Origin of the sequence: Pseudomonas sp. ERMR1:02 (assembly GCF_002277815.1) — a bacterium.
In the GTDB taxonomy this organism is placed as follows: domain Bacteria; phylum Pseudomonadota; class Gammaproteobacteria; order Pseudomonadales; family Pseudomonadaceae; genus Aquipseudomonas.
In genome coordinates this window covers 318,223-337,873 of record NZ_NKJI01000005.1, presented here as the reverse complement: position 1 = coordinate 337,873, position 19,651 = coordinate 318,223, and the positions used below count along the sequence as shown (strand labels likewise).

General features: G+C 58.0%; 15 protein-coding genes and 5 pseudogenes. 12 read left to right on the top strand and 8 right to left on the bottom strand.

Going from position 1 to position 19,651, the window contains the following annotated elements; all coding sequences use genetic code 11:
- Positions 1-162 precede the first annotated feature (162 nt).
- On the top strand, positions 163-1,965 hold the full coding sequence (locus CES87_RS12410; protein ID WP_128606337.1) for an acyl-CoA dehydrogenase: 1,803 nt from the start codon (positions 163-165) through the stop codon (positions 1,963-1,965).
- Between the two features lie 143 nt (positions 1,966-2,108).
- Here the strand turns inward: CES87_RS12410 and CES87_RS34265 are convergent, their stop codons facing one another.
- The 3 genes and pseudogenes from CES87_RS34265 to CES87_RS12400 form a co-directional block, all read right to left on the bottom strand.
- Positions 2,109-2,840, bottom strand: a complete 732-nt coding sequence (locus tag CES87_RS34265) for a methyl-accepting chemotaxis protein (RefSeq protein WP_371858205.1) — start codon at positions 2,838-2,840, stop codon at positions 2,109-2,111.
- A 132-nt stretch (positions 2,841-2,972) separates the two neighbouring features.
- Positions 2,973-3,998: pseudogene (locus tag CES87_RS34260) on the bottom strand (cache domain-containing protein); the annotation flags it as partial.
- A 145-nt stretch (positions 3,999-4,143) separates the two neighbouring features.
- Positions 4,144-4,305: pseudogene (locus CES87_RS12400) on the bottom strand (cell division protein ZapA); the annotation flags it as partial.
- Between the two features lie 195 nt (positions 4,306-4,500).
- On the opposite strand from CES87_RS12400, the gene CES87_RS12395 reads away from it, so the two are divergent.
- The 3 genes and pseudogenes from CES87_RS12395 to CES87_RS34255 form a co-directional block, all read left to right on the top strand.
- Positions 4,501-5,301: a hypothetical protein gene (locus tag CES87_RS12395; RefSeq protein ID WP_128606335.1), complete on the top strand. Its 801-nt coding sequence runs from the start codon at positions 4,501-4,503 to the stop codon at positions 5,299-5,301.
- A 47-nt stretch (positions 5,302-5,348) separates the two neighbouring features.
- On the top strand, positions 5,349-5,558 hold the full coding sequence (locus tag CES87_RS33040) for a hypothetical protein (protein WP_128606334.1): 210 nt from the start codon (positions 5,349-5,351) through the stop codon (positions 5,556-5,558).
- A 13-nt stretch (positions 5,559-5,571) separates the two neighbouring features.
- Positions 5,572-5,676, top strand: a pseudogene (locus CES87_RS34255) (transposase); the annotation flags it as partial.
- A gap of 241 nt (positions 5,677-5,917) precedes the next feature.
- Here CES87_RS34255 and CES87_RS12380 read toward each other — a convergent pair.
- Complete coding sequence (locus tag CES87_RS12380; RefSeq protein WP_128606333.1) at positions 5,918-6,217, bottom strand: cell division protein ZapA; 300 nt, start codon at positions 6,215-6,217, stop codon at positions 5,918-5,920.
- Positions 6,214-6,456 (bottom strand): hypothetical protein, encoded by a 243-nt coding sequence (locus CES87_RS12375; protein ID WP_128606403.1) that lies wholly within the window; start codon positions 6,454-6,456, stop codon positions 6,214-6,216. The genes CES87_RS12380 and CES87_RS12375 overlap by 4 nt, the downstream gene beginning before the upstream one ends.
- A 377-nt stretch (positions 6,457-6,833) precedes the next feature.
- Between CES87_RS12375 and CES87_RS12370 the strand changes: the two genes are divergently transcribed.
- From CES87_RS12370 to selO, 4 genes are all read left to right on the top strand, one after another.
- Positions 6,834-8,459, top strand: a complete 1,626-nt coding sequence (locus CES87_RS12370; protein WP_128606332.1) for a methyl-accepting chemotaxis protein — start codon at positions 6,834-6,836, stop codon at positions 8,457-8,459.
- A 201-nt stretch (positions 8,460-8,660) separates the two neighbouring features.
- Positions 8,661-10,403: a potassium/proton antiporter gene (locus CES87_RS12365; protein WP_128606331.1), complete on the top strand. Its 1,743-nt coding sequence runs from the start codon at positions 8,661-8,663 to the stop codon at positions 10,401-10,403.
- 33 nt (positions 10,404-10,436) lie between these two features.
- Positions 10,437-13,787, top strand: coding sequence for a mechanosensitive channel MscK (gene mscK, locus CES87_RS12360; protein WP_128606330.1), 3,351 nt, complete (start codon positions 10,437-10,439; stop codon positions 13,785-13,787).
- A 48-nt stretch (positions 13,788-13,835) separates the two neighbouring features.
- Entirely contained in the window at positions 13,836-15,299 is a 1,464-nt protein-coding gene (gene selO / locus CES87_RS12355) for a protein adenylyltransferase SelO (protein ID WP_128606329.1), read from the top strand.
- Positions 15,300-15,305: 6 nt separating this feature from the next.
- On the opposite strand, the gene CES87_RS12350 is transcribed toward selO, so the two are convergent.
- Both CES87_RS12350 and CES87_RS12345 read right to left on the bottom strand, forming a co-directional pair.
- Positions 15,306-15,707, bottom strand: coding sequence for a type II toxin-antitoxin system HigA family antitoxin (locus CES87_RS12350; protein WP_128606328.1), 402 nt, complete (start codon positions 15,705-15,707; stop codon positions 15,306-15,308).
- Positions 15,704-16,000, bottom strand: a complete 297-nt coding sequence (locus CES87_RS12345) for a type II toxin-antitoxin system HigB family toxin (RefSeq protein ID WP_128606327.1) — start codon at positions 15,998-16,000, stop codon at positions 15,704-15,706. Before CES87_RS12345 ends, CES87_RS12350 begins: the two co-directional genes overlap by 4 nt.
- 195 nt (positions 16,001-16,195) lie before the next feature.
- Here CES87_RS12345 and trxC point away from each other — a divergent pair.
- Positions 16,196-16,629, top strand: a pseudogene (gene trxC / locus CES87_RS12340) (thioredoxin TrxC).
- Between the two features lie 122 nt (positions 16,630-16,751).
- Here the strand turns inward: trxC and CES87_RS12335 are convergent.
- The gene (locus CES87_RS12335) at positions 16,752-17,522 is read right to left on the bottom strand and encodes a ParA family protein (protein WP_128606326.1); all 771 of its coding nucleotides are present in this window, start codon (positions 17,520-17,522) and stop codon (positions 16,752-16,754) included.
- A gap of 356 nt (positions 17,523-17,878) precedes the next feature.
- Between CES87_RS12335 and CES87_RS12330 the strand changes: the two genes are divergently transcribed.
- From CES87_RS12330 to CES87_RS12320, 3 genes and pseudogenes are all read left to right on the top strand, one after another.
- Positions 17,879-18,604 carry a beta-ketoacyl synthase chain length factor gene (locus CES87_RS12330; protein WP_128606325.1) on the top strand — a complete coding sequence of 242 codons (726 nt, stop codon included), beginning with the start codon at positions 17,879-17,881 and terminating at the stop codon, positions 18,602-18,604.
- Positions 18,580-19,391: pseudogene (locus tag CES87_RS12325) on the top strand (lysophospholipid acyltransferase family protein). Before CES87_RS12330 ends, CES87_RS12325 begins: the two are co-directional and overlap by 25 nt.
- On the top strand, positions 19,369-19,644 hold the full coding sequence (locus CES87_RS12320) for a phosphopantetheine-binding protein (RefSeq protein WP_128606324.1): 276 nt from the start codon (positions 19,369-19,371) through the stop codon (positions 19,642-19,644). The pseudogene CES87_RS12325 and the gene CES87_RS12320 overlap by 23 nt, the downstream one beginning before the upstream one ends.
- Positions 19,645-19,651: the final 7 nt, after the last annotated feature.

Genomic DNA, 19,651 nt, shown 5'->3' with positions numbered 1-19,651 from the left:
CGCGGCTGGAACGCGGAGCGTCCCTTGAGGCATTCCCACGCAGAGCGTGGGAACGATCTTTACCTCACCTCGTTTTGCCCCTTTATCACCCTCATCAATCATCCTTTCAGCCCGCCCTCCCCACGCCTAGACTCGGTCCACTCCAATAAAAGGTAGGCCGCCATGTCCGAGACGTTGCTCAGTTCCCGCAATCTGGCTTTCGAGCTGTATGAAGTCCTCGATGCCGAGGGCCTGACCCAGCGTGAGCGTTTTGCCGAGCATAATCGCGAAACCTTCGATGCCGCCCTCGGCACCGCCCGCAGCATCGCCGAAAAGTACTTCGCCCCGCACAACCGCAAGGGCGACGAGAACGAACCGCGCTACGAGGACGGCCAGGCGATTCTGATTCCGGAAGTGAAACCGGCGGTAGACGCTTTCCTCGAAGCCGGTTTCCTCAACGCGGCGCGCAATTTCGACGCCGGCGGCATGCAACTTCCTACATTGTTGTCCCAAGCCTGCTTCGCCCACTTTCAATCGGCCAACGCGGCGTCGACCTCGTACCCGTTCCTGACCATGGGCGCGGCGAACCTGATCGAAAGCTTCGGCACCGATGAGCAGAAGCGGCGCTTCCTGCAACCAATGATCGACGGGCGCTTTTTCGGCACCATGGCACTGACCGAACCGCACGCGGGTTCTTCGTTGTCGGATATTCGTACCCGCGCCGAGCCTGCGTCTGACGGCACTTATCGACTCAAGGGCAACAAGATCTTCATCTCTGGCGGCGATCACCCGCTGTCGGAAAACATCGTTCACATGGTGCTGGCCAAGCTGCCGGATGCACCGGCCGGGGTGAAGGGTATTTCGCTGTTTATCGTACCCAAGTTTCTGGTGAACGATGACGGCAGCCTCGGCAAGCGCAACGATGTGCTGCTGGCTGGCCTGTTCCACAAGATGGGCTGGCGCGGCACCACATCCACGGCGCTGAATTTCGGCGATAGCGGTGAGTGTGTCGGCTATCTGGTGGGCAAGCCGCATCATGGCTTGGGCTACATGTTCCAGATGATGAACGAGGCGCGGATCGGCGTCGGCATGGGTGCGGTGATGCTTGGTTACGCGGGCTATCTGTATTCGCTCGAATACGCCCGCGAGCGCCCGCAGGGCCGTGTGCCCGACAGCAAGGATCCGAACACAGCACCAGTGGCAATCATTCAGCACGCCGACGTCAAACGCATGCTGCTGACCCAGAAAGCCTACGTCGAAGGCTCGTTCGACCTGGGGTTGTACGCCGCACGACTGTTCGACGACACCACCACCCTTGCGACCGAAGCCGAACGCAAACAGGCCCACGAACTGCTGGACTTGCTGACGCCAATCGTCAAATCCTGGCCATCGGAGTTCTGCCTGAAGGCCAACGAACTGGCGATCCAGATTCTTGGCGGCCATGGTTATACCCGCGAATACCCAGTGGAGCAGTACTACCGCGACAACCGCCTGAACCCGATCCACGAAGGCACCCACGGCATTCAGTCGCTGGACCTGCTGGGCCGCAAACTGGCGCAAAACGGCGGCGCGGGGCTCAAGCAACTGATCCGCCTGATTGCCGATACCGCCGAGCGCGCGCAGGCCTATGAATCGCTGATCGAGTTACGTGAACCGCTAGAGAAACTGGTGGCGCGTCTACAAACCGTGACCATCGGCCTGTTGACCGATCTGGCTCAAGGCAAGGTCAACAGCAGCCTGGCGAACTCGGCGCTGTATCTGAAGGTGTTCGGCCACACGGTGATTGGCTGGCGCTGGCTGGAACAGGCGATCCGAGCCGAGGAAGGGTTGGCCAAGGGCAATGCGACGGACGTGAGCTTCTACAAGGGCAAGCTACAGGCGGCGCGATACTTCCTGACCTGGGAAATTCCGGGCTGCCACCATGAACTGGCGATTCTCGAAGCTCGGGATGATGTGTGTTTGAACATGCAGGATGAGTGGTTCTGACCGTACCCTTCCGCGCTGCTGAAAACCAATCGCGGGCAAGCCCGCTCCCACAGGATCAACGTTGAACCACAATCTTGTGTTCACCGCAAAACCCTGTGGGAGCGGGCTTGCCCGCGAAGGCGTCAGTTCAGCAAATGCATCTCTTAGCTCAGGCGAAACCCACCCATCTGCCGCGCCAAATCATCCGCCAACCGCTGCAAAGTCTGGCAATCTTCACGACAAGCCCTGACCTCCCCCGCCGTCGCCCGCGCCAGATCGAAAATCCCCTGCACATTACGATTGATCTCTTCGGTCACCGCCGACTGCTCTTCCGTCGCGGTCGCGACCTGATGGTTCATGTCGCTGATGCGTTCGACCTGCCCGGTAATTGCCGTCAACGACGCCCCTGTGCGCTGGCTTGACTCAACCCCTGTGCCGGTCGCGGCTTGCCCGCTATGCATCGACGACACCGCATTCTCTGCACCCTGCTTGAGGCTGCCGATCATCTGCTGTATTTCATCGGTCGAAGCCTGCGTCCGTCGAGCCAAAGTGCGCACTTCATCAGCGACCACCGCAAAGCCGCGCCCCATGTCTCCGGCCCGCGCAGCTTCGATGGCGGCGTTGAGCGCCAGCAAGTTAGTCTGCTCGGAAATCCCGCGAATCACCGCCAGCACCTGATCGATCGATGCCACCTGATCGGCCAACTCGCCCACAGCATTGGCGGCGATACCTATTTCATCGGACATGTTTTCGATATGTCGAATCGAGCCGCCGACCACTTCACGGGCCTGCATCGCTTCATCACGAGCGCTCTGCGAAGCGAGCGCCGCGTTGCCGGCGTTCTGCGCAATTTCCTGCACGGTCAGGCCCATTTCATGAACAGCGGTGGCGACCATGTCGGTCATCTCCTGCTGCCGCCCGGAGCGCTCAGCGGTGTTGTCCACCACCCGCGCCACTTGGCCGACAGCCGTGCGCAGGCGTTCGCTGGTGGTCAGCACTTCGCCGATCATGTCGCGCTGACTGTCGAGGAACCGATTGAAGCCGCGAGCCAGATCACCCAGCTCATCGGCGCGGCTGGAATCTAACCGTTGGGTCAAATCTCCACCGCCGCTACCAATGGCTACCAGCGCGGCTGTTACCTGACGAATCGGTCGCACCAACCCACGGGTCAGCAATACCACCAGCAACAGGCACGCCAACGCCACCGCCAGGCCGATGCCGCTGCTCATCCACATCGCGCGGCGGGCTTCGGCGTAGATCTGAGACTGTGGCACTTCGGCCACCAGTGTCCAGCCCAGATCACGCAGCGGCAGGCTCAATGCGAGGAAATCTTCGCCATCCCGAACGAAGCTGCTGGCGACGGCTTTTTGACCCATGACGGCTTGGGCAGCCGATTCGCCAATCTGCTCGACCAACGTGCGCTTGCCGCTGAACTGCGCCTCGGGATGAACCTGGATTAAACCATCGGAACGCACAAGATAGACCTTGCCGCGCTCACCGAAGCTGAAGTTGTGAATCAGCTCCGACAGCTCTTTCATGCTCAGGCCCAACCCGGCAACACCCACGACCTTGCCGGTCTGCTCGACTTTAAGGTCGATGAACAGCGCCAATTCTCCAGTAGCCGTATCGTTATCGATATTGAGCGTGCGCGGCTGGTTACTGTCGAGGAACGAATAGAACCATGCGTCTTTGGGATTGGAGCGGCTGAGGATCCGGTCCAGGCCTTTTTCAGTGAAGTAGTGATTGGAAGCAGTACCGACGATCAATGCAGTAAAGGCTTTATGTTCGGTACGGATACCTTCCAGATACTGTACGAACGCAGCGGTCCGGGCACTGTCTTCACCCCCGGCCAGCCAGTCGCGCACCATGCTGTTGCTGGCGATGTCCTTGGCGGCAGTGAGAGGTTGGACGAGGATGCGTTCGATGTCGTTACGCATCGCTTCGATGCTCGACGGCAGGGCTTGTTCGACCAGATAGCGCTGGGCGAGGCGGTTGACCACGAGGGTATAAATGCCAACCACGATCAGGATGCTGAGCAGCAGGGCGGTGCCCATGCTCAGGATCAACTGCCATTGAATACTGCGTCGCCAGAACTGCATGGAGCACCCCCAAAGAATAAGAGGCTTAAACACTGCAACAGCCGTGCCGATTGTATACAACTAAATCGACAACTTATTCTTTGGTTGTGCGCAAAGCCGATCAGGCCTGATTGATCGTCTTGGAGATCACTTCAACCGTGGCGCTGACTTGCTCTTGGTAACGGTCGAGTTCGAGCTTGTGCTGCTTTTGCATTTCAATCTGCTTGGAACACAGATTCATCGCGGCCAACACCAGCAGTCGGTCACCGATCATGGTCAGGTACTACAGATCCTCTGCCAGACGCTGCATCGCCTGGCAATCTGCGAAGAGTCATGCCCATCCTCGTCCGAAAGATTCTTCCTCGCTCTGCCCTGCTTCTTGTTACGCAATTAATCTCTAACTCAACAAGAGTCACCAATACCGCCCGTCGGGGCTGTCATTTATGACAGGTAGAAGACAAGGAGAAAATCGCACAGCATGAGCCCTTCAACAAAGCAAAAACCAACCATTAAAATTCATCATAAACATAGGGATACAACCATGAACACACCTAATCTACCCACGGACACTACTCCACTTCACGATTTGCTACCTGCTAACAAAGAACACATCCTTACAAATGTCGACGATGCTGTTCTAAGCGCTATGATTCCAATCAAAAATGAAATAACCACTCTCTGGGATGAATCACACACTGTATTTAAGGTCATGGCGAAAACCTATACAGCAATCGGCGGCGGCGTCGGCGTAACAATATCCACAGCACCCCGCGAAGCTGAGCTATCCGTTGAAAATGAGGCATCCTCTACCGTTGTAACTATAAAATCAGCTGTTCAAACGATGAACTTCAATGACATGATTTCAACCGGTCATGGAAATCAAAAAATTCTGAGAAAACTGTTTACCCCCACACCCGACAGCAACGTTTGGAAGTGCGAAGTTCAAGCTCAATCAGGAGAACCCTATCATTTCCTTACGCTACTCAACTATAAAGAAATGATACTGTCGGCAAGATATGAAGATCATATGCCGGGCGGCACTGTGCTTAGAAGAACATTTGTGCAGACCCCCGACGGGTCATTTGGAGTAAGTTTCAAGGTTGGAAACCACACCCACTCCATTGAAGATGGAATTAGCAAAGTTGAGGTTGACAAATCAGCCGAAGCAAATGATATATTTATCATCAGAGGAACAACTAACATTCTTAAACAGAAATACATCAACATATACCCTAACAATCATTCAATTATCAGCCTTTTATTTTTACCTCCAACTTAATCTTGCCCACCAAAGAACAATGCTCTTTACGGAAGCCCGAAAGATAGATGAACAAGAACGCCGATTTAATTGATAATGTTCGTGCAATAAAACACATCAAACAAACCGGTGTTCTTATGCGCAATATTAATACTTTCCTTATTATTTTGAAGGGCTTTTCTGTCGCCAACATCAAGCCTGATGGCGATACCTTACAGATCGATCTGACTCCCCACGCCATCCGATTCCCTTCCCCTCTTCGAAGAGCAGGAGCCTAAAGGTTTCGTTCATATTGAAGTAGTTGTGATGGACATGAGCATCGCGTTTGACTTGGAGGCTCGCCAGCACTGCCCGAAAGCTCGAGTGGTCTATGACCTTTTCCATGTGGTGGCCAAATAGGGTCGAGAGGTGGTTGGCCGATGTACACGGGGAATTTGGAAGGGATAAACAATCGAACATAGGTCAGTAAGCAGATGGCGTAGGGTTACCGGGATAGCGGATTCTTTTTCATGAAGATCAAGAGCGTCTTTCCCGGCAATCCGTGATGAACCAAGAATAAAAGGCTGAAGCACTGCACAGTCGTGCCGATTGTATACAACTAAACCGACATTTATTCTCTGGTTGTGCGCAAAGCCGATCAGGCCTGATTGATCGTCTTGGAGATCACTTCAACCGTGGCGCTGACTTGCTCTTGGTAACGGTCGAGTTCGAGCTTGTGCTGCTTTTTCATTTCGATCTGCTGGGAACACAGATTCATTGCGGCCAGCACCAACAGTCGGTCACCGATCAGGCTCGGGTACTTCTTTTTGGTCTCGGCCAGGGCAGCCTTCAACATCAACGCAGCGTCCAGCAGGGTTTGCTCTTCCCCTTCCGGCGCCTTGATCGAATAGTCTTCCCCCAGGATCGAGACGACTTTTACCCCTGCGCCGTAACTCATGCGCTGACTGATTCGGCTAGGGGCCCAGCGCTGACGCGCTCAACCAGTGCCTGAATGCGGGCTGCGGTGGCGCCTTGCTTCTCTTCCTGTTCCATCAGGCTCAGTTGCAGGCTTTCGTTTTCATCCTTGGCCTGGGCCAGTTCTGCGCTCAGGGCCTGGTTGGTGCCGAGCAAGGTCTGGTTCTGTTGTACAAGGTCGCTGACCAGCTGTTCCAATTGGCTTAGGGATGCTTCCAACATTTTGATTTTCCGGGCGTTTTCAAAGGGCACGTACGATAAAGAAAAGTCACCGTGGATGCCAGGGTTAAACAGGCGCAAGGCCTTGATTTTCCTGACCGGTGACCTTCTCGCGAACTTTAAAGACTGTGATTGGCCAATCTGGTTCCTGCACTTCGTCGCCGCATCACCTGTAGGAGCGAGCTCGCTCGCGAAAAGCGTCCAGGCAACACCCTCATCCAGACAGCCCGCGTTATCGTTGACGACCATCGCGAGCGAGCTCGCTCCCACAGTTAATCGCTCAAAAACGCACAGGGGCTCAAGACTTCAGTCGCATGACCGATAAGCCATTCATACGTCAGCCTCGGCACCGCTCAGGTGCGCTCTTTTCGGTGAATCCCATGTCCCTCCGTAATATGAATATCGCCCCAAGGGCGTTCACAAGCTTTGCCCTCATTGGTGGCCTGATGATGGTTCTGGGGGTGTTTGCCTTGAATCAGATGAGCAAGATTCGCGGCGCCGCCGAAGAGATCACCAATAACAGCGTGCCAAGCATCAAGAGCCTCGACGAGTTCACCCAACTGACCCTGCGCCTGCGCGTGTTGTCCTACCGTTTGCTGGTGAACCGCGAGCCGGACGTTCAGCAGAAAACCATGGAGCTGCTGGAACTGCGCAACCAGCAGATTCGCGCCGCCCAGGTCACCTACGAAAAACTGATCGCCAGCCCGCAGGAACGTGCGGCCTACGATCAATACGTGCAGTTGCTCGGGCAATACCGCCAGATCGAAGACCGGATGAAAACGCTGTCGCGCAATAATCAGGTCGACGAACTGCGCAACCTGCTCAACACCGATTTGCTGAGCAACTCCGAAGCGATCAACGCGGTGTTGAACAAGCTGCTGGAAATCAACACCCAGCAGACTCTCGACACCAATCAGCAAGCTGCCGATCAGTATAATTCGGCGTTCAATCTGGTCATCACCCTGCTCTTGATCGCCACCGGCCTGACCATTCTGTTCGCCTTGTTGCTGACCAAGAGCATTACCAAACCGATCGCCAATGCCTTGAATGCCGCCGAGCAAATCGCCGAAGGCAACCTGACTCGCCCAATCACGGTCGACGGCAAGGACGAGGCCGGGCGTTTGCTGCTGGCCATGTCGAAGATGCAGGACAAACTGCGCGACACCCTGCAACGGATTTCCGGCTCGGCCACTCAACTGGCTTCTGCCGCCGAAGAACTCAACAGCGTCACCGATGAAAGCGCCCGTGGCCTGACGCAGCAGAACAATGAAATCGAACAGGCCGCCACCGCCGTCAACGAAATGACCAGCGCCGTCGAAGAAGTCGCGCGCAACGCAGTCAGCACTTCCGAGGCGTCGAAGAACGCCACTACCTCCGCCGGCGACGGTCGCGATCTGGTGCAGGAAACGGTCAGCGCCATCGAACGCATGAGCGCCGATGTGCAGAGCACCGCCACCCTGATCGGTGAACTGGCCAACGAATCCCGGGATATCGGCAAGGTGCTGGACGTGATTCGCGGCTTGGCCGACCAGACTAATTTGCTGGCCCTGAACGCTGCCATTGAAGCGGCGCGCGCCGGTGAAGCCGGTCGTGGCTTTGCTGTGGTGGCGGACGAAGTGCGGGCCCTGGCGCACCGCACTCAGCAGTCGACCAGCGAAATCGAACGCATGATCGGCAGCATCCAGAGCGGTACCGAGCACGCGGTGGATTCGATGCGCAACAGCACTGAGCGCGCCGAATCGACCCTGAACATCGCCCGCGGCGCCGGGATGTCGCTGGACACCATCAACAGCGCCATCGTGGAAATCAACGAGCGCAATCTGGTGATCGCCAGCGCGGCCGAGGAGCAGGCGCAGGTGGCCCGCGAAGTGGACCGTAATCTGGTGAACATCCGTGATCTGTCGGTGCAATCGGCGACGGGCGCCAACCAGACCAGCGCGGCGAGCAGTGAGCTGTCGCGCCTGGCGGTGGATCTGAACACGATGGTTGGGCGGTTCAGCCTCTAACCGAGTGACGACGACAAGATCGCAGCCTGCGGCAGCTCCTACACAGGGATTCGCGTTTTCCTGTAGGAGCTGCCGCAGGCTGCGATCTTTTGATCCGCAAAAAGCTTTTTGACAGCATCACATTTCAACAGGTTAGAATCGCTGGCACGCAGACTGCATGGTCAGTTTGTGCCCGCCTTTCAGCTTTTTGGAGTACTGCCTTTGAATGCGACGACCATCAACAGCCTTTTCTTGATCGGCGCGTTGCTGGTAGGTGCGAGCATTCTGGTGAGCTCACTTTCTTCCCGCCTCGGCATCCCGATTCTGGTGATCATCCTGGCAGTCGGCATGGCCGCCGGTGTCGATGGCGGCGGAATTATTTTCGACAACTACCCTACCGCTTACCTGGTCGGCAACCTGGCACTGGCAGTGATCCTGCTGGACGGCGGTTTGCGCACCCGGGTGTCGAGTTTCCGCGTGGCGTTATGGCCGGCGCTGTCGCTGGCAACGGTCGGCGTTCTAATTACCACCGGGCTGACCGGCATGGCCGCGGCCTGGCTGTTCAACCTGAACATGATTCAAGGCCTGCTGATCGGCGCCATCGTCGGCTCCACCGACGCCGCGGCAGTGTTCTCGTTGCTCGGTGGCAAAGGCCTGAACGAACGGGTAACCGCTAGCCTGGAGATTGAGTCCGGCAGCAACGATCCGATGGCGGTGTTCCTCACCGTGACCCTGATCGACATGCTCGCCAGCGGCCAGACCGGCCTTCACTGGAGCCTGCTGACCCACTTGCTGCGCGAGTTCGGCATCGGTGCCGTCGTCGGCCTGGGCGGTGGCTGGCTCATGCTGCAATTGGTCAACCGCATCAACCTGGCCACCGGCCTTTACCCGATCCTGGTCATCGCTGGCGGTCTGGTCGTATTTGCCCTGACCAACGCCCTGCATGGCAGCGGTTTCCTGGCGGTGTACCTGTGCGGTTTGGTGATCGGCAACCGCCCGGTGCGCAGCCGCCACGGTATCCTGCACATGCTCGACGGCATGGCCTGGCTGGCGCAGATCGGCATGTTCCTGGTGCTGGGGCTGCTGGTCACGCCCCACGACTTGCTGCCGATTGCACTGCCGGCACTGGGCCTGGCGCTGTGGATGATTCTGTTTGCCCGGCCGCTGTCGGTACTGGTAGGCCTGCTGCCGTTCAAGGCCTTCCATGGGCGCGAGAAGGCGTTCATTTCCTGGGTCGGCTTGCGCGGTGCGGTCCCGATCATTCTGGCGGTGTTCCCGTTGATGGCGGGTTTGCCCAATGCTCAGCTCTATTTCAACCTCGCCTTCTTTATTGTGCTGGTGTCGCTGCTGGTGCAGGGCACGAGCCTGCCGTGGATCGCCAAACTGTTGAAGGTGACGGTGCCACCTGAGCCTGCGCCGATCTCTCGTTCCGCCCTGGAAGTTCACGTCACCAGCGAATGGGAGCTGTTCGTTTATCGCCTCGGCGCCGAAAAATGGTGCATCGGCTCTCACCTTCGCGAACTGAAAATGCCCGAAGGCACTCGTATCGCGGCCTTGTTTCGTGGCCAGCAACTGCTCCATCCGTCGGGTAGTACGGTGCTCGAAGTCGACGATTTGCTCTGCGTAATCGGCCATGAACACAATCTTGCGGCCCTCGGAAAACTGTTCAGCCAGGCACCGCAACGGGGCCTCGATTTGCGCTTCTTCGGTGACTTCGTACTCGAAGGAGACGCCCAACTGGCTGCGGTTGCTGCCCTGTACGGGTTGAAGGTTGAAGACATCGACCCGCACATGTCCCTGGGGCACTTCATTGCACACAAAGTGGGGGGCGCACCCGTGGTCGGCGACCAAGTGGAATGGAACAGCACCATCTGGACCGTCGCGGTCATGGACGGGAACAAGATTGGCAAAGTGGGCGTCAGATTCCCCGAAGGAAGTCGCCCGGGTCCCGGACTCTTCCTCTAAACTCCATCTTTCATCTCGTTTCGATCGGTCTTTATGTCAAGCCTGCGCACCTTTTTCGTCATGGTCCTTTTGGGCCTGAGCCTCTCCGTCGGCACGCTGCAAGCTGCCGAACCACCCACCCGCGAAACCGTGCAGGCAAGCCTGGACAAGATCGCCGACCGCAAGCTGCCGGAGGCGGATCAGAAGGCCCTGCAGTCGGTCCTGCAAAGCACGCTGACTCAGCTCAACAACCGGCGTGATTACGAGAAGAAACTCAGCGACCTCAAGCAGCAATTGGTCACGGCCCCCAAGCAGGCCATCGAGAACCAGCGTGAGCTGACACGCCTCAAGGCCAGCAGTGTGGTGCCGGTGGCGCAACGCTTTACCAAAGAGTCGATTCAGCAGCTTGAGCAGATGCTCACCGAGCGCGCCACCCAGCAAAGCGATCTGCAAAAAGCCCTCGCCGATGCGAACAGCCTGGTCATTACCGCCCAGACCCGCCCGGAGCGTGCCCAGGCGGAAATCTCCACCAGCCAGACGCGCATCCAGCAGATCAACAATATCCTCAAGGCCGGCAGGGACAGCGGCAAGACTTTGAGCGCCGAGCAGCGCGACCTGCTCAACGCCGAGCTCGCTGCACTGAATGCAGTTATTCCGCTGCGGCGCCAAGAACTGGCCGGCAATACCCAGCTGCAAGATCTGGGCAACAGTCAGCATGACTTGCTGTCGGAAAAGTCCGACCGGCTGGATCAGGAAATCCAGGAGCTGCAAAACCTGATCAACCAGAAACGCCTGGCTCAATCCCAAGAGACGGTGACGCAACAGTCCATTGAAGCGCAGAAGGCCGGTGGCAGCAGCCTGTTGGCGACCGAAAGCGCGGCTAACCTGAAGCTTTCGGACTACCTGCTCAAAAGCACTGACCGCCTCAACGAAGTCACCCAGCAGAACCTGCAGACCAAGCAACAACTGGACAGCGTGACCCAGAGCGATTCGGCCCTGGACGAGCAGATCAACGTACTCAAGGGCAGCCTGCTGCTCTCGAAGATTCTCTACAAACAGAAACAAGCCCTGCCGCGCCTCAGGGTCGACCGCGATCTGGCCGACCAGATCGCCGACATTCGCCTGTATCAGTTCGAAGTCAGCCAGCAACGGGAATTACTCAGCAACCCGGCCACCTACGTCGACAACCTGCTGTCGAGCCAACCGCCCGAGCAAGTCACTCCGCAACTGCGCAAGAGCCTGCTGGAGCTAGCCACCACCCGCGCTGACCTGCTGGAGCGGCTGAACCGCGAACTGAGCGCCGTGCTCAACGAATCCATCACCCTGCAACTGAACCAGAAGCAGCTGCTCAGTACCGCACAAAGCCTGCGGGCGACGCTCGATGAACAGATGTTCTGGATCCCCAGCAACAAGCCGCTGGATGTGGAGTGGATGCGCGCTGTGCCGGAGCGCCTGCAACGTCAGGTGACTACCCTGCCATGGGCCTCGAGCCTCAGTGAACTGACCGATGGCCTGACCCAGCGACCACTGCTGTTCCTGCCTCTGGCGCTGTTGATTGGTGCTCTGCTGTGGCGCCGCAAGAATCTGTATGCCCGACTGAACAAGGTTCACCAGGACATCGGCCATTTCAAGCGTGACAGTCAGTTGCACACGCCGCAGGCGATTCTGATCAACATTCTGCTGGCGATGCCGGTGTCGCTGGGCCTGGCCTTATGCGGTCTGGCCCTGCAAATCGACGCCCGTGGGCAGAACGCCAACATGGGTGCAGCCTTGCTGCAAATGGCCCAGGCCTGGCTGGTGTTCTACACCGCCTATCGGATCCTGGCGCCAGGTGGCGTCGCGGAACTGCATTTCCGCTGGGAAAAGCCTCAGGTCGAGTTCCTTCGCGGCTGGGTCCGCCGGCTCGGCATGGTGGTGATGGCGCTGGTCGCCGTGGTGGCGGTTGCCGAACTGCAACCGGCGGCACTGGCCGACGATGTGCTGGGCATGCCCGTGGTACTCATCTGCTACGCCCTGATGACCTTGCTGCTCAGCCGCCTGCTGGTCAGCAGCCCGGCCCACGAAAACGCATCGCTGTTCCGCAAGGCCGTGGGCATCATGTTCACCGCCCTGCCGGTGGCCCTGTTCGTCGCCGTGTGCTTCGGCTACTACTACACCGCGCTGAAACTCAGCGACCGGCTGATCAACACCCTGTACCTGCTGATGTTCTGGCTGGTAATCGAAGCCACCTTCGTGCGCGGTCTCAGCGTGGCGGCACGTCGCCTGGCCTACCAGCGCGCGTTGGCCAAACGCCAGGCCGCGAGAGAGGCCGGCGACGGCGAAGCGGTGATCGAAGAACCGACCCTGGATATCGAGAAGGTCAACGAACAGTCCCTGCGCCTGATTCGCCTGGCACTGCTCGGTGGCTTCATGGCGTTGCTGTACTGGGCCTGGGCCGACCTGATATCGGTGTTCTCGTATCTGGATAACATTACCCTGTACGAATACACCAGCGGCACCGGCGCCAACATGAGCATGGTGCCGATCAGCATCGGCGACCTGCTCGGCGCGTTGATTATCATCGGTATCACCTTCGCCCTGGCGCGCAACCTGCCGGGTCTGCTGGAAGTGTTCGTGCTGTCGAAGCTCAATCTTGCCCAGGGCAGCGCCTACGCCACGACCACCCTGCTGTCCTACGTGATTGCCGGGGTCGGTTTTGTCTCGACCCTGTCGACACTCGGCGTCAGCTGGGACAAGTTGCAATGGCTGGTGGCGGCGCTGTCGGTGGGCCTGGGCTTTGGCATGCAGGAGATATTCGCCAACTTCATCTCCGGCATCATGATCCTGTTCGAACGTCCGGTGAGGATCGGCGACACCATCACCATCGGCAACCTGTCGGGCACCGTCAGCAAGATCCGCATCCGTGCCACGACCATTACCGACTTCGACCGTAAAGACATCATCGTCCCGAACAAGACGTTCATTACGGGACAACTGATCAACTGGTCGCTGACCGACACCATCACTCGGGTGACGCTCAAGCTTGGGGTCGATTACGGCTCGGATCTGGATCTGGTGAAGGAACTGCTGCTCAAGGCCGCCCGAGATAACCCGCGCGTCCTGAAAGATCCGGAACCTCACGTGTACTTCCTGAACTTCGGCGAAAGCACCCTCGACCACGAGTTGCGCATGCATGTGCGCGATCTCGGCGACCGTAACCCGGTGCTCGATGAGGTCAACCGCTTCATCAACCGCGAGTTCAAGAAGCAGCACATCAACATCTCGTTCCGGCAGATGGAGGTCTACCTCAAGAATCTCGATGGGCAGGAATACAAGATGGTGCCAATCGAGCCGGAAACCAAAACCATCGTGCCGCGGGTCGATAGCAAACCGGCGCAAGAGCCGCCCGCCGCCAAACTCGACTAACCGGCCTTTCCCCAGCAGAATGCTCGGACATTCTGCTGGAGCCGGCCTTTGAAAGCCCTCGACGAACTGACCTTCGATAATCGCTTCGACCGCCTGGGCGATGCGTTTTCCGCCCATGTGCTGCCCGAACCGATCGACAACCCGCGCCTGGTAGTGGCCAGCCCCGCCGCCATGGCGTTGCTGGATCTCGACCCGGCCGTGGCCGAAACCCAGGAGTTCGCCGAACTGTTCAGTGGCCACAAGCTCTGGGCCGACGCGATCCCAAGGGCGATGGTTTATTCCGGGCATCAGTTCGGCTCCTACAACCCGCAACTGGGCGACGGCCGCGGCCTGTTGCTCGGTGAGGTGTACAACGAAGCTGGCGAGCATTGGGACCTGCACCTCAAGGGCGCCGGGCAGACACCTTTCTCGCGAATGGGCGATGGACGAGCAGTACTGCGCTCTTCAATCCGCGAATTCCTCGCCTCCGAGGCCCTGTTTGCGCTGAATATCCCGACCACACGGGCGCTGTGTGTGATCGGCTCCGACACACCGGTGTGGCGCGAGAAACAGGAACGCGCAGCCATGGTCCTGCGCATGGCGCCGAGCCATGTGCGCTTCGGGCATTTCGAATATTTTTACTACACCAAACGCCCCGAAAAGCAGAAAGAGCTTGGCGACCACGTCCTCGCCATGCATTTCCCCGAGTGCCTCGAACAACCGGAACCGTATCTGGCGATGTTCCGCGAGATTGTCGAGCGCAACGCCGAACTGATCGCCAAGTGGCAGGCCTATGGTTTCTGCCATGGGGTGATGAACACCGACAACATGTCGATCCTCGGCATTACCTTCGACTTCGGCCCGTTCGCCTTCCTCGATGACTTCGACGCCAACTTCATCTGCAACCACTCCGATGATCAGGGCCGCTACTCCTTCAGTAACCAGGTGCCGATCGGCCAGTGGAACCTCAGCGCCCTGGCCCAGGCCTTGACTCCGTTTATAAGTGTCGAGGCCCTGCGCGAAACCCTCGGCCTGTACCTGCCGCTGTTCCAGGCCCATTACCTGGACCTGATGCGCCGCCGCCTGGGGTTCATCAGCGCTGAAGAAGATGACCAGAAGCTGCTGGAATACCTGTTGCAACTGATGCAGAACAGCGCCGTCGATTACAGCCTGTTCTTCCGTCGACTGGGCGAAGAGTCACCAGATGCGGCTGTGCTTCATCTGCGCGATGACTTCGTCGACCTCAAGGGTTTCGATGCTTGGGGCGAGCTCTATGTCGCACGGGTTGCCCGTGAGGGCGAGCTTGATCAGGAGCAGCGTCGCAAGGGGATGCACGCAGTCAACCCGCTGTACATCCTGCGCAACTATCTGGCGCAAAAGGCTATCGATGCCGCAGAAAAGGGCGATTATTCGGAAGTTCGCCGGCTGCATACGGTGCTGAGCAATCCGTTCGAGGAACAGCCGGGGATGGAGAGTTATGCAGAGCGGCCGCCAGAGTGGGGCAAGCATCTGGAGATCAGTTGTTCGTCGTGAGGCGGATCAGATAAAGACCTCTACCGGAACATTGAATCGCTCGGCCAGCCAGCGGATCTGCCGCAGGTTGAGCTGGCGTTTTCCGCTCAGGATCTCGGAAACGACCGACTGAGGACCGACACCAGGCAGGTCGCTTTGAGTCAATCCATGTTCGCGCATCATGTAACCAAGCACTTCTGCACCTGTGGCTTCGGGCATAGGGTGATGCTTGTGGTCCCACTCCTCAATCCAGTCGCCGATGATGTCTACCAGACTCATCAGAGGATGCGACTCGTCAACTCCGGTCATCTCGAGTAACTCGTCGAGCGCCTGCACCAGCGCGTCATAGTCGTCTTCATTTTTGGGTTTGCGTAGTAATGGCGATACGAACTCCCAGTGTTCGGCCGCGGTTTTGATCAGAACGCTCATGTTCTTCCCTCCTTCCATTTACCGCGGTCATATTCGCGGTGATCCAGCACGTGCTTGATGTAGATTTTTTGATGTTGATATCGAACATAGGCGATTAGCCGTAATTTGTTACCGCCAATATCGAAAACGTGAAACTCCCCTACCTTGTCGGTTGAGGGAAAGGAAGCTTTCATTGCCGCAAAATCACTTGGCTTGACGCGCTTTAACATTCGATACCACTGATCCAGTGCGCTGGCCGCCTGTGGCCACTTTTCCTTGGCGTCCCAGATTCGCTTTTCGGAATACACTCGCATGCAACATCCTTATCGCATTTTGCTATTGGAAGTTAATCACAGATCAAAAATATCGCAAGTTGCGATAATCTTCAGTAGACCAGCGGTCTTGGTCAGCACGACTCAGCCTAGTTTTATCCCCGGCCACCGCGCGATTGAAAATATGAGCAAACGTCTCCAACTAGGAGGAATAGGCTTTCTAACAGGATAACCATCATGACCGACCCACTCCTCATCCCCTGCCCTTCCTGCAACGGCCTCAACCGCATCCCCGAAGAGCGCCTGAACGACCACCCCAAATGCGGTCGCTGCAAGTCAGAAGTCCTGCTGAGCGAACCCTTCGAACTCAAGCAAAGCGACTACGCCAGTCAGATCAAGGGCGATCTGCCGCTGTTGGTAGACGTGTGGCGGATTGGTGTGGGCCGTGCAAGTCGTTTGCGCCGGTGTTCGAGCAGGCCGCCGGACAATTGGCGGGCAAGTGTCGACTGGCCAAGCTGGATAGCGAGGCGAATCAGCAGTTGTCGGCGCAATTGGGGATTCGGTCGATTCCGAGTCTGATTCTGTTCAAGAACGGCCGGGAAATTGCACGCCAGAGCGGGGCTTTCCCGTTGCCGCAGTTGATGAGCTGGTTGCGTAGTCAGGGGATTTGATAGCGACCCTGAAGACAACCCCATTCTGTAGGAGCGAGGCTTGCCCGCGAAGAGGCCACATTTACCGAAATTGTTGATCGATAGATCGCCTTCGCGGACAAGCCTCGCTCCAACAGGGGCTATTAGGTGTTTTCTAGCAGGTTGTGCAACTCGACGAACTGTTGCGTCAGCTTGTGTCGCGGGTCGAGATGGATCAACGGTATGTTGGCCTGGTGCGATTCGCGCATGCGTACAGAGCTGCCCAGGTATACCGGCAGCACCGGCAAGCCTTCGGCGATCAGTTCGTCGAGAATTTGCTGGGGCAGGCTGGCGCGGGCCTGGAACTGGTTGACTACAATACCTTCGACTTCCAGCCCCTCGTTATGGTCGTCCTTCAATTCGTCGATTTCCGCCAGCACGCCGTAGAGGGCTTGCCGCGAGAAACTGTCGCAGTCGAAGGGGATGAGCACGCGATCGGCGGCAATCAATGCCGAAATTGCATAGAAATTTAGCGCCGGCGGTGTATCGAGGTAGATCCGGTCGTAATCTTCATCCAGCTCTTCGAGCAACTTACGCAGTTTGTTGATCTTATGCTTGGCCTCAAGCTTGGGCTGCAAATCCGCCAGCTCGGCCGTGGCGGTGATGACGTGAAGATTTTCGAAGGGGGTTTCGTAGATATCGACCTGGCTTTTCTTGGCGAAAGGCCCGGACGAGAGGGTTTGCTTAAAGAAATCGGCAATACCCATCGGGATGTCATTGCCGGTGAGTCCCGTCAGGTACTGAGTGGAGTTGGCCTGGGCATCGAGATCCACCAACAGGGTGCGATAGCCCTCGCTGGCGCTGACCGCCGCCAGATTGCAGGCAATGCTGGATTTGCCCACGCCACCTTTCTGATTGAACACCACGCGCCGCATGTCAAAACCTCCGTGTATCAAAGAATGACCGAGTGTAGTAGTCCACGGCATTGCTTAGCTACCTCGCTGGCACAGGGACTACACAGTCATCAGCAATCCCCCGCTGAAAAAGCGGCAAACTCGCCCATGGGCCTCCGCCGGAGCCGACAGGCGGGCCTATAGCAATGTGAATAATTGTCAAACGTTCGGTTTTCGCGAACTAAGCGGTCCATCTCACTGTGCAAAATGTAACCAGCATTTGCTACGCGTTCCCGGCACCGGGATAATGCGCACCACTCGGCGCCAAGCGCCACGTAGAGTGAGTCGTGGTTATCTGCCACTCACCGCGTCAAGGAAGCCCGCAGGGGCGGGATGAAATGTCTGTGATCAATTTCAACATCGCCCAATGGCGCGCGTGGGCCCCGGGCCTCGAAAGCGTGGACGATTGGCTGGCCTGGAGCCGGCAACCGGTCGAGCTGCCGCTCAGCGATGCCGCTCCCGATGTGTCGTTTCTGCCCGCCATGCAACGCCGACGCCTCAGCCGACTGGCGAGGATGGCATTCAGTGTCGGCTGGCCTTTGGCCGAAAGTCACACGGACCTGCCGCTGGTCTTTATTTCCCGTCACGGCGAAACCCCGCGCACCTTCGACATTCTCAGCGATCTGGCCGCCGAACAACCGCTATCCCCGACACAGTTCAGCCTGTCGGTCCATAACGCGATCATTGGCCTGTGGTCGATCATGCGCGGCGAAACCAGCGAAATGACTGCCCTCGCCGCCGCTGGTGATGGTCTGGAACACGGCATGCTGGAGGCGGCGGCCCTGCTGAATGAAGGCGCTCCCGCGGTATTGCTGGTGGTGACCGAAGAACAACCACCCGAGGCGTACTCGACCTGGATCGACGATGTGCCATTCCCTTATGCAATCGGCCTGCTGATCATGCCCGGCAATGACTGGCAGCTGTCCCTGAACAGCCCCGCGGATGTGTTGTCCAAATCCCGCTGGCCGCACGCGCTGAATCTGCTGCCTATGCTGCTAGGCCAGCAAACAACCTGCCAACATGCCTGGAAAAATCGTGTATGGACCTGGCAACGCAACCTGTGACCGAAAAAAACCGCGACGCCTATTACTGGCGCCTGCTAGCCACCGCCGCAAGCTTCGCCCTGTTCGGGCTGGGCGGGCTGTGCCTGCGCCTGGTGGTTTTCCCTTTTCTGAACTGCTTGCCAGGTGATGCCAGAACCCATCGGCTGCGCGCGCGGAAAACCGTCAGTCGCTGCTTCTGGTTTTTTGTCCGATTCATGGCTCGCGCCGGTGTGCTGACCTACGACATTCAGGGCGCGGAAAAACTCGGCCGACCAGGGCAGATGATTATTGCCAATCACCCGTCATTGATCGACGTGGTGTTCCTGATCGGCCTGGTGCGCCATGCCAACTGCGTGGTCAAGCAAAGCCTCTGGGAAAACCCGTTCACCCGCACCCCCTGCGCCGTACCGAATACATCAGCAACGACGGCAGCATGGACATGCTTGATACTGCCGCCGACGCCCTTAAAAACGGCCAGACCCTGATCATCTTTCCCGAAGGCACCCGCACCCAGCCAGGCCAGGCGCCGGCCTTTCATCGGGGGGCTGCGGCAATTGCCGTGCGGGGTGCGAAAATCCTCACCCCGGTTGTGATCAAGGTCAGCCCAACCACATTGACCAAGGCCGAGCCTTGGTATCGGATCCCCAAACGCCGCGTGCATTTCAGTTTCCGTGTCGGCGCCGATATAGACCCACAAGCCTTCGCCGCGCTGGGCCCGGCCCCTCAGGCCTCGCGCAAGCTCAACGATTATTTGCATTCTTACTTTATCAAGGAGCTCGCCGAAGATGAGCGATCTGAACACCGATAGCCTGCACCGGGACATCAAAGAATTGATCATCGAAGCCCTCGGCCTCGAAGACATCAGTGCCGAAGACATCGGCGATCAACAGACACTATTTGGCGAAGGCCTGGGCCTGGACTCGGTGGACGCCCTGGAGCTCGGCCTGGCGATTCAGAAAAAGTATGGCTTCAAAATCGACGCCGACGCCAAGGACACCCGTAATCACTTCAGCAACGTGGCGAGCCTTGCGGCGTTCGTCACTGCAAAACAGGCAGCTTGAGACCGGA

Excerpts from the sequence above, each read along its gene's own strand:
- CES87_RS12410 (WP_128606337.1), top strand. The coding sequence starts at position 163 with ATGTCCGAGACGTTGCTCAGTTCCCGCAATCTGGCTTTCGAGCTGTAT.
- CES87_RS34265 (WP_371858205.1), bottom strand. The coding sequence starts at position 2,840 with ATGGTCGCCACCGCTGTTCATGAAATGGGCCTGACCGTGCAGGAAATT.
- CES87_RS12395 (WP_128606335.1), top strand. The coding sequence starts at position 4,501 with ATGAGCCCTTCAACAAAGCAAAAACCAACCATTAAAATTCATCATAAA.
- CES87_RS33040 (WP_128606334.1), top strand. The coding sequence starts at position 5,349 with ATGAACAAGAACGCCGATTTAATTGATAATGTTCGTGCAATAAAACAC.
- CES87_RS12380 (WP_128606333.1), bottom strand. The coding sequence starts at position 6,217 with ATGAGTTACGGCGCAGGGGTAAAAGTCGTCTCGATCCTGGGGGAAGAC.
- CES87_RS12375 (WP_128606403.1), bottom strand. The coding sequence starts at position 6,456 with ATGTTGGAAGCATCCCTAAGCCAATTGGAACAGCTGGTCAGCGACCTT.
- CES87_RS12370 (WP_128606332.1), top strand. The coding sequence starts at position 6,834 with ATGTCCCTCCGTAATATGAATATCGCCCCAAGGGCGTTCACAAGCTTT.
- mscK (WP_128606330.1), top strand. The coding sequence starts at position 10,437 with ATGTCAAGCCTGCGCACCTTTTTCGTCATGGTCCTTTTGGGCCTGAGC.
- CES87_RS12350 (WP_128606328.1), bottom strand. The coding sequence starts at position 15,707 with ATGAGCGTTCTGATCAAAACCGCGGCCGAACACTGGGAGTTCGTATCG.
- CES87_RS12345 (WP_128606327.1), bottom strand. The coding sequence starts at position 16,000 with ATGCGAGTGTATTCCGAAAAGCGAATCTGGGACGCCAAGGAAAAGTGG.
- CES87_RS12335 (WP_128606326.1), bottom strand. The coding sequence starts at position 17,522 with ATGCGGCGCGTGGTGTTCAATCAGAAAGGTGGCGTGGGCAAATCCAGC.
- CES87_RS12330 (WP_128606325.1), top strand. The coding sequence starts at position 17,879 with ATGTCTGTGATCAATTTCAACATCGCCCAATGGCGCGCGTGGGCCCCG.
- CES87_RS12320 (WP_128606324.1), top strand. The coding sequence starts at position 19,369 with ATGAGCGATCTGAACACCGATAGCCTGCACCGGGACATCAAAGAATTG.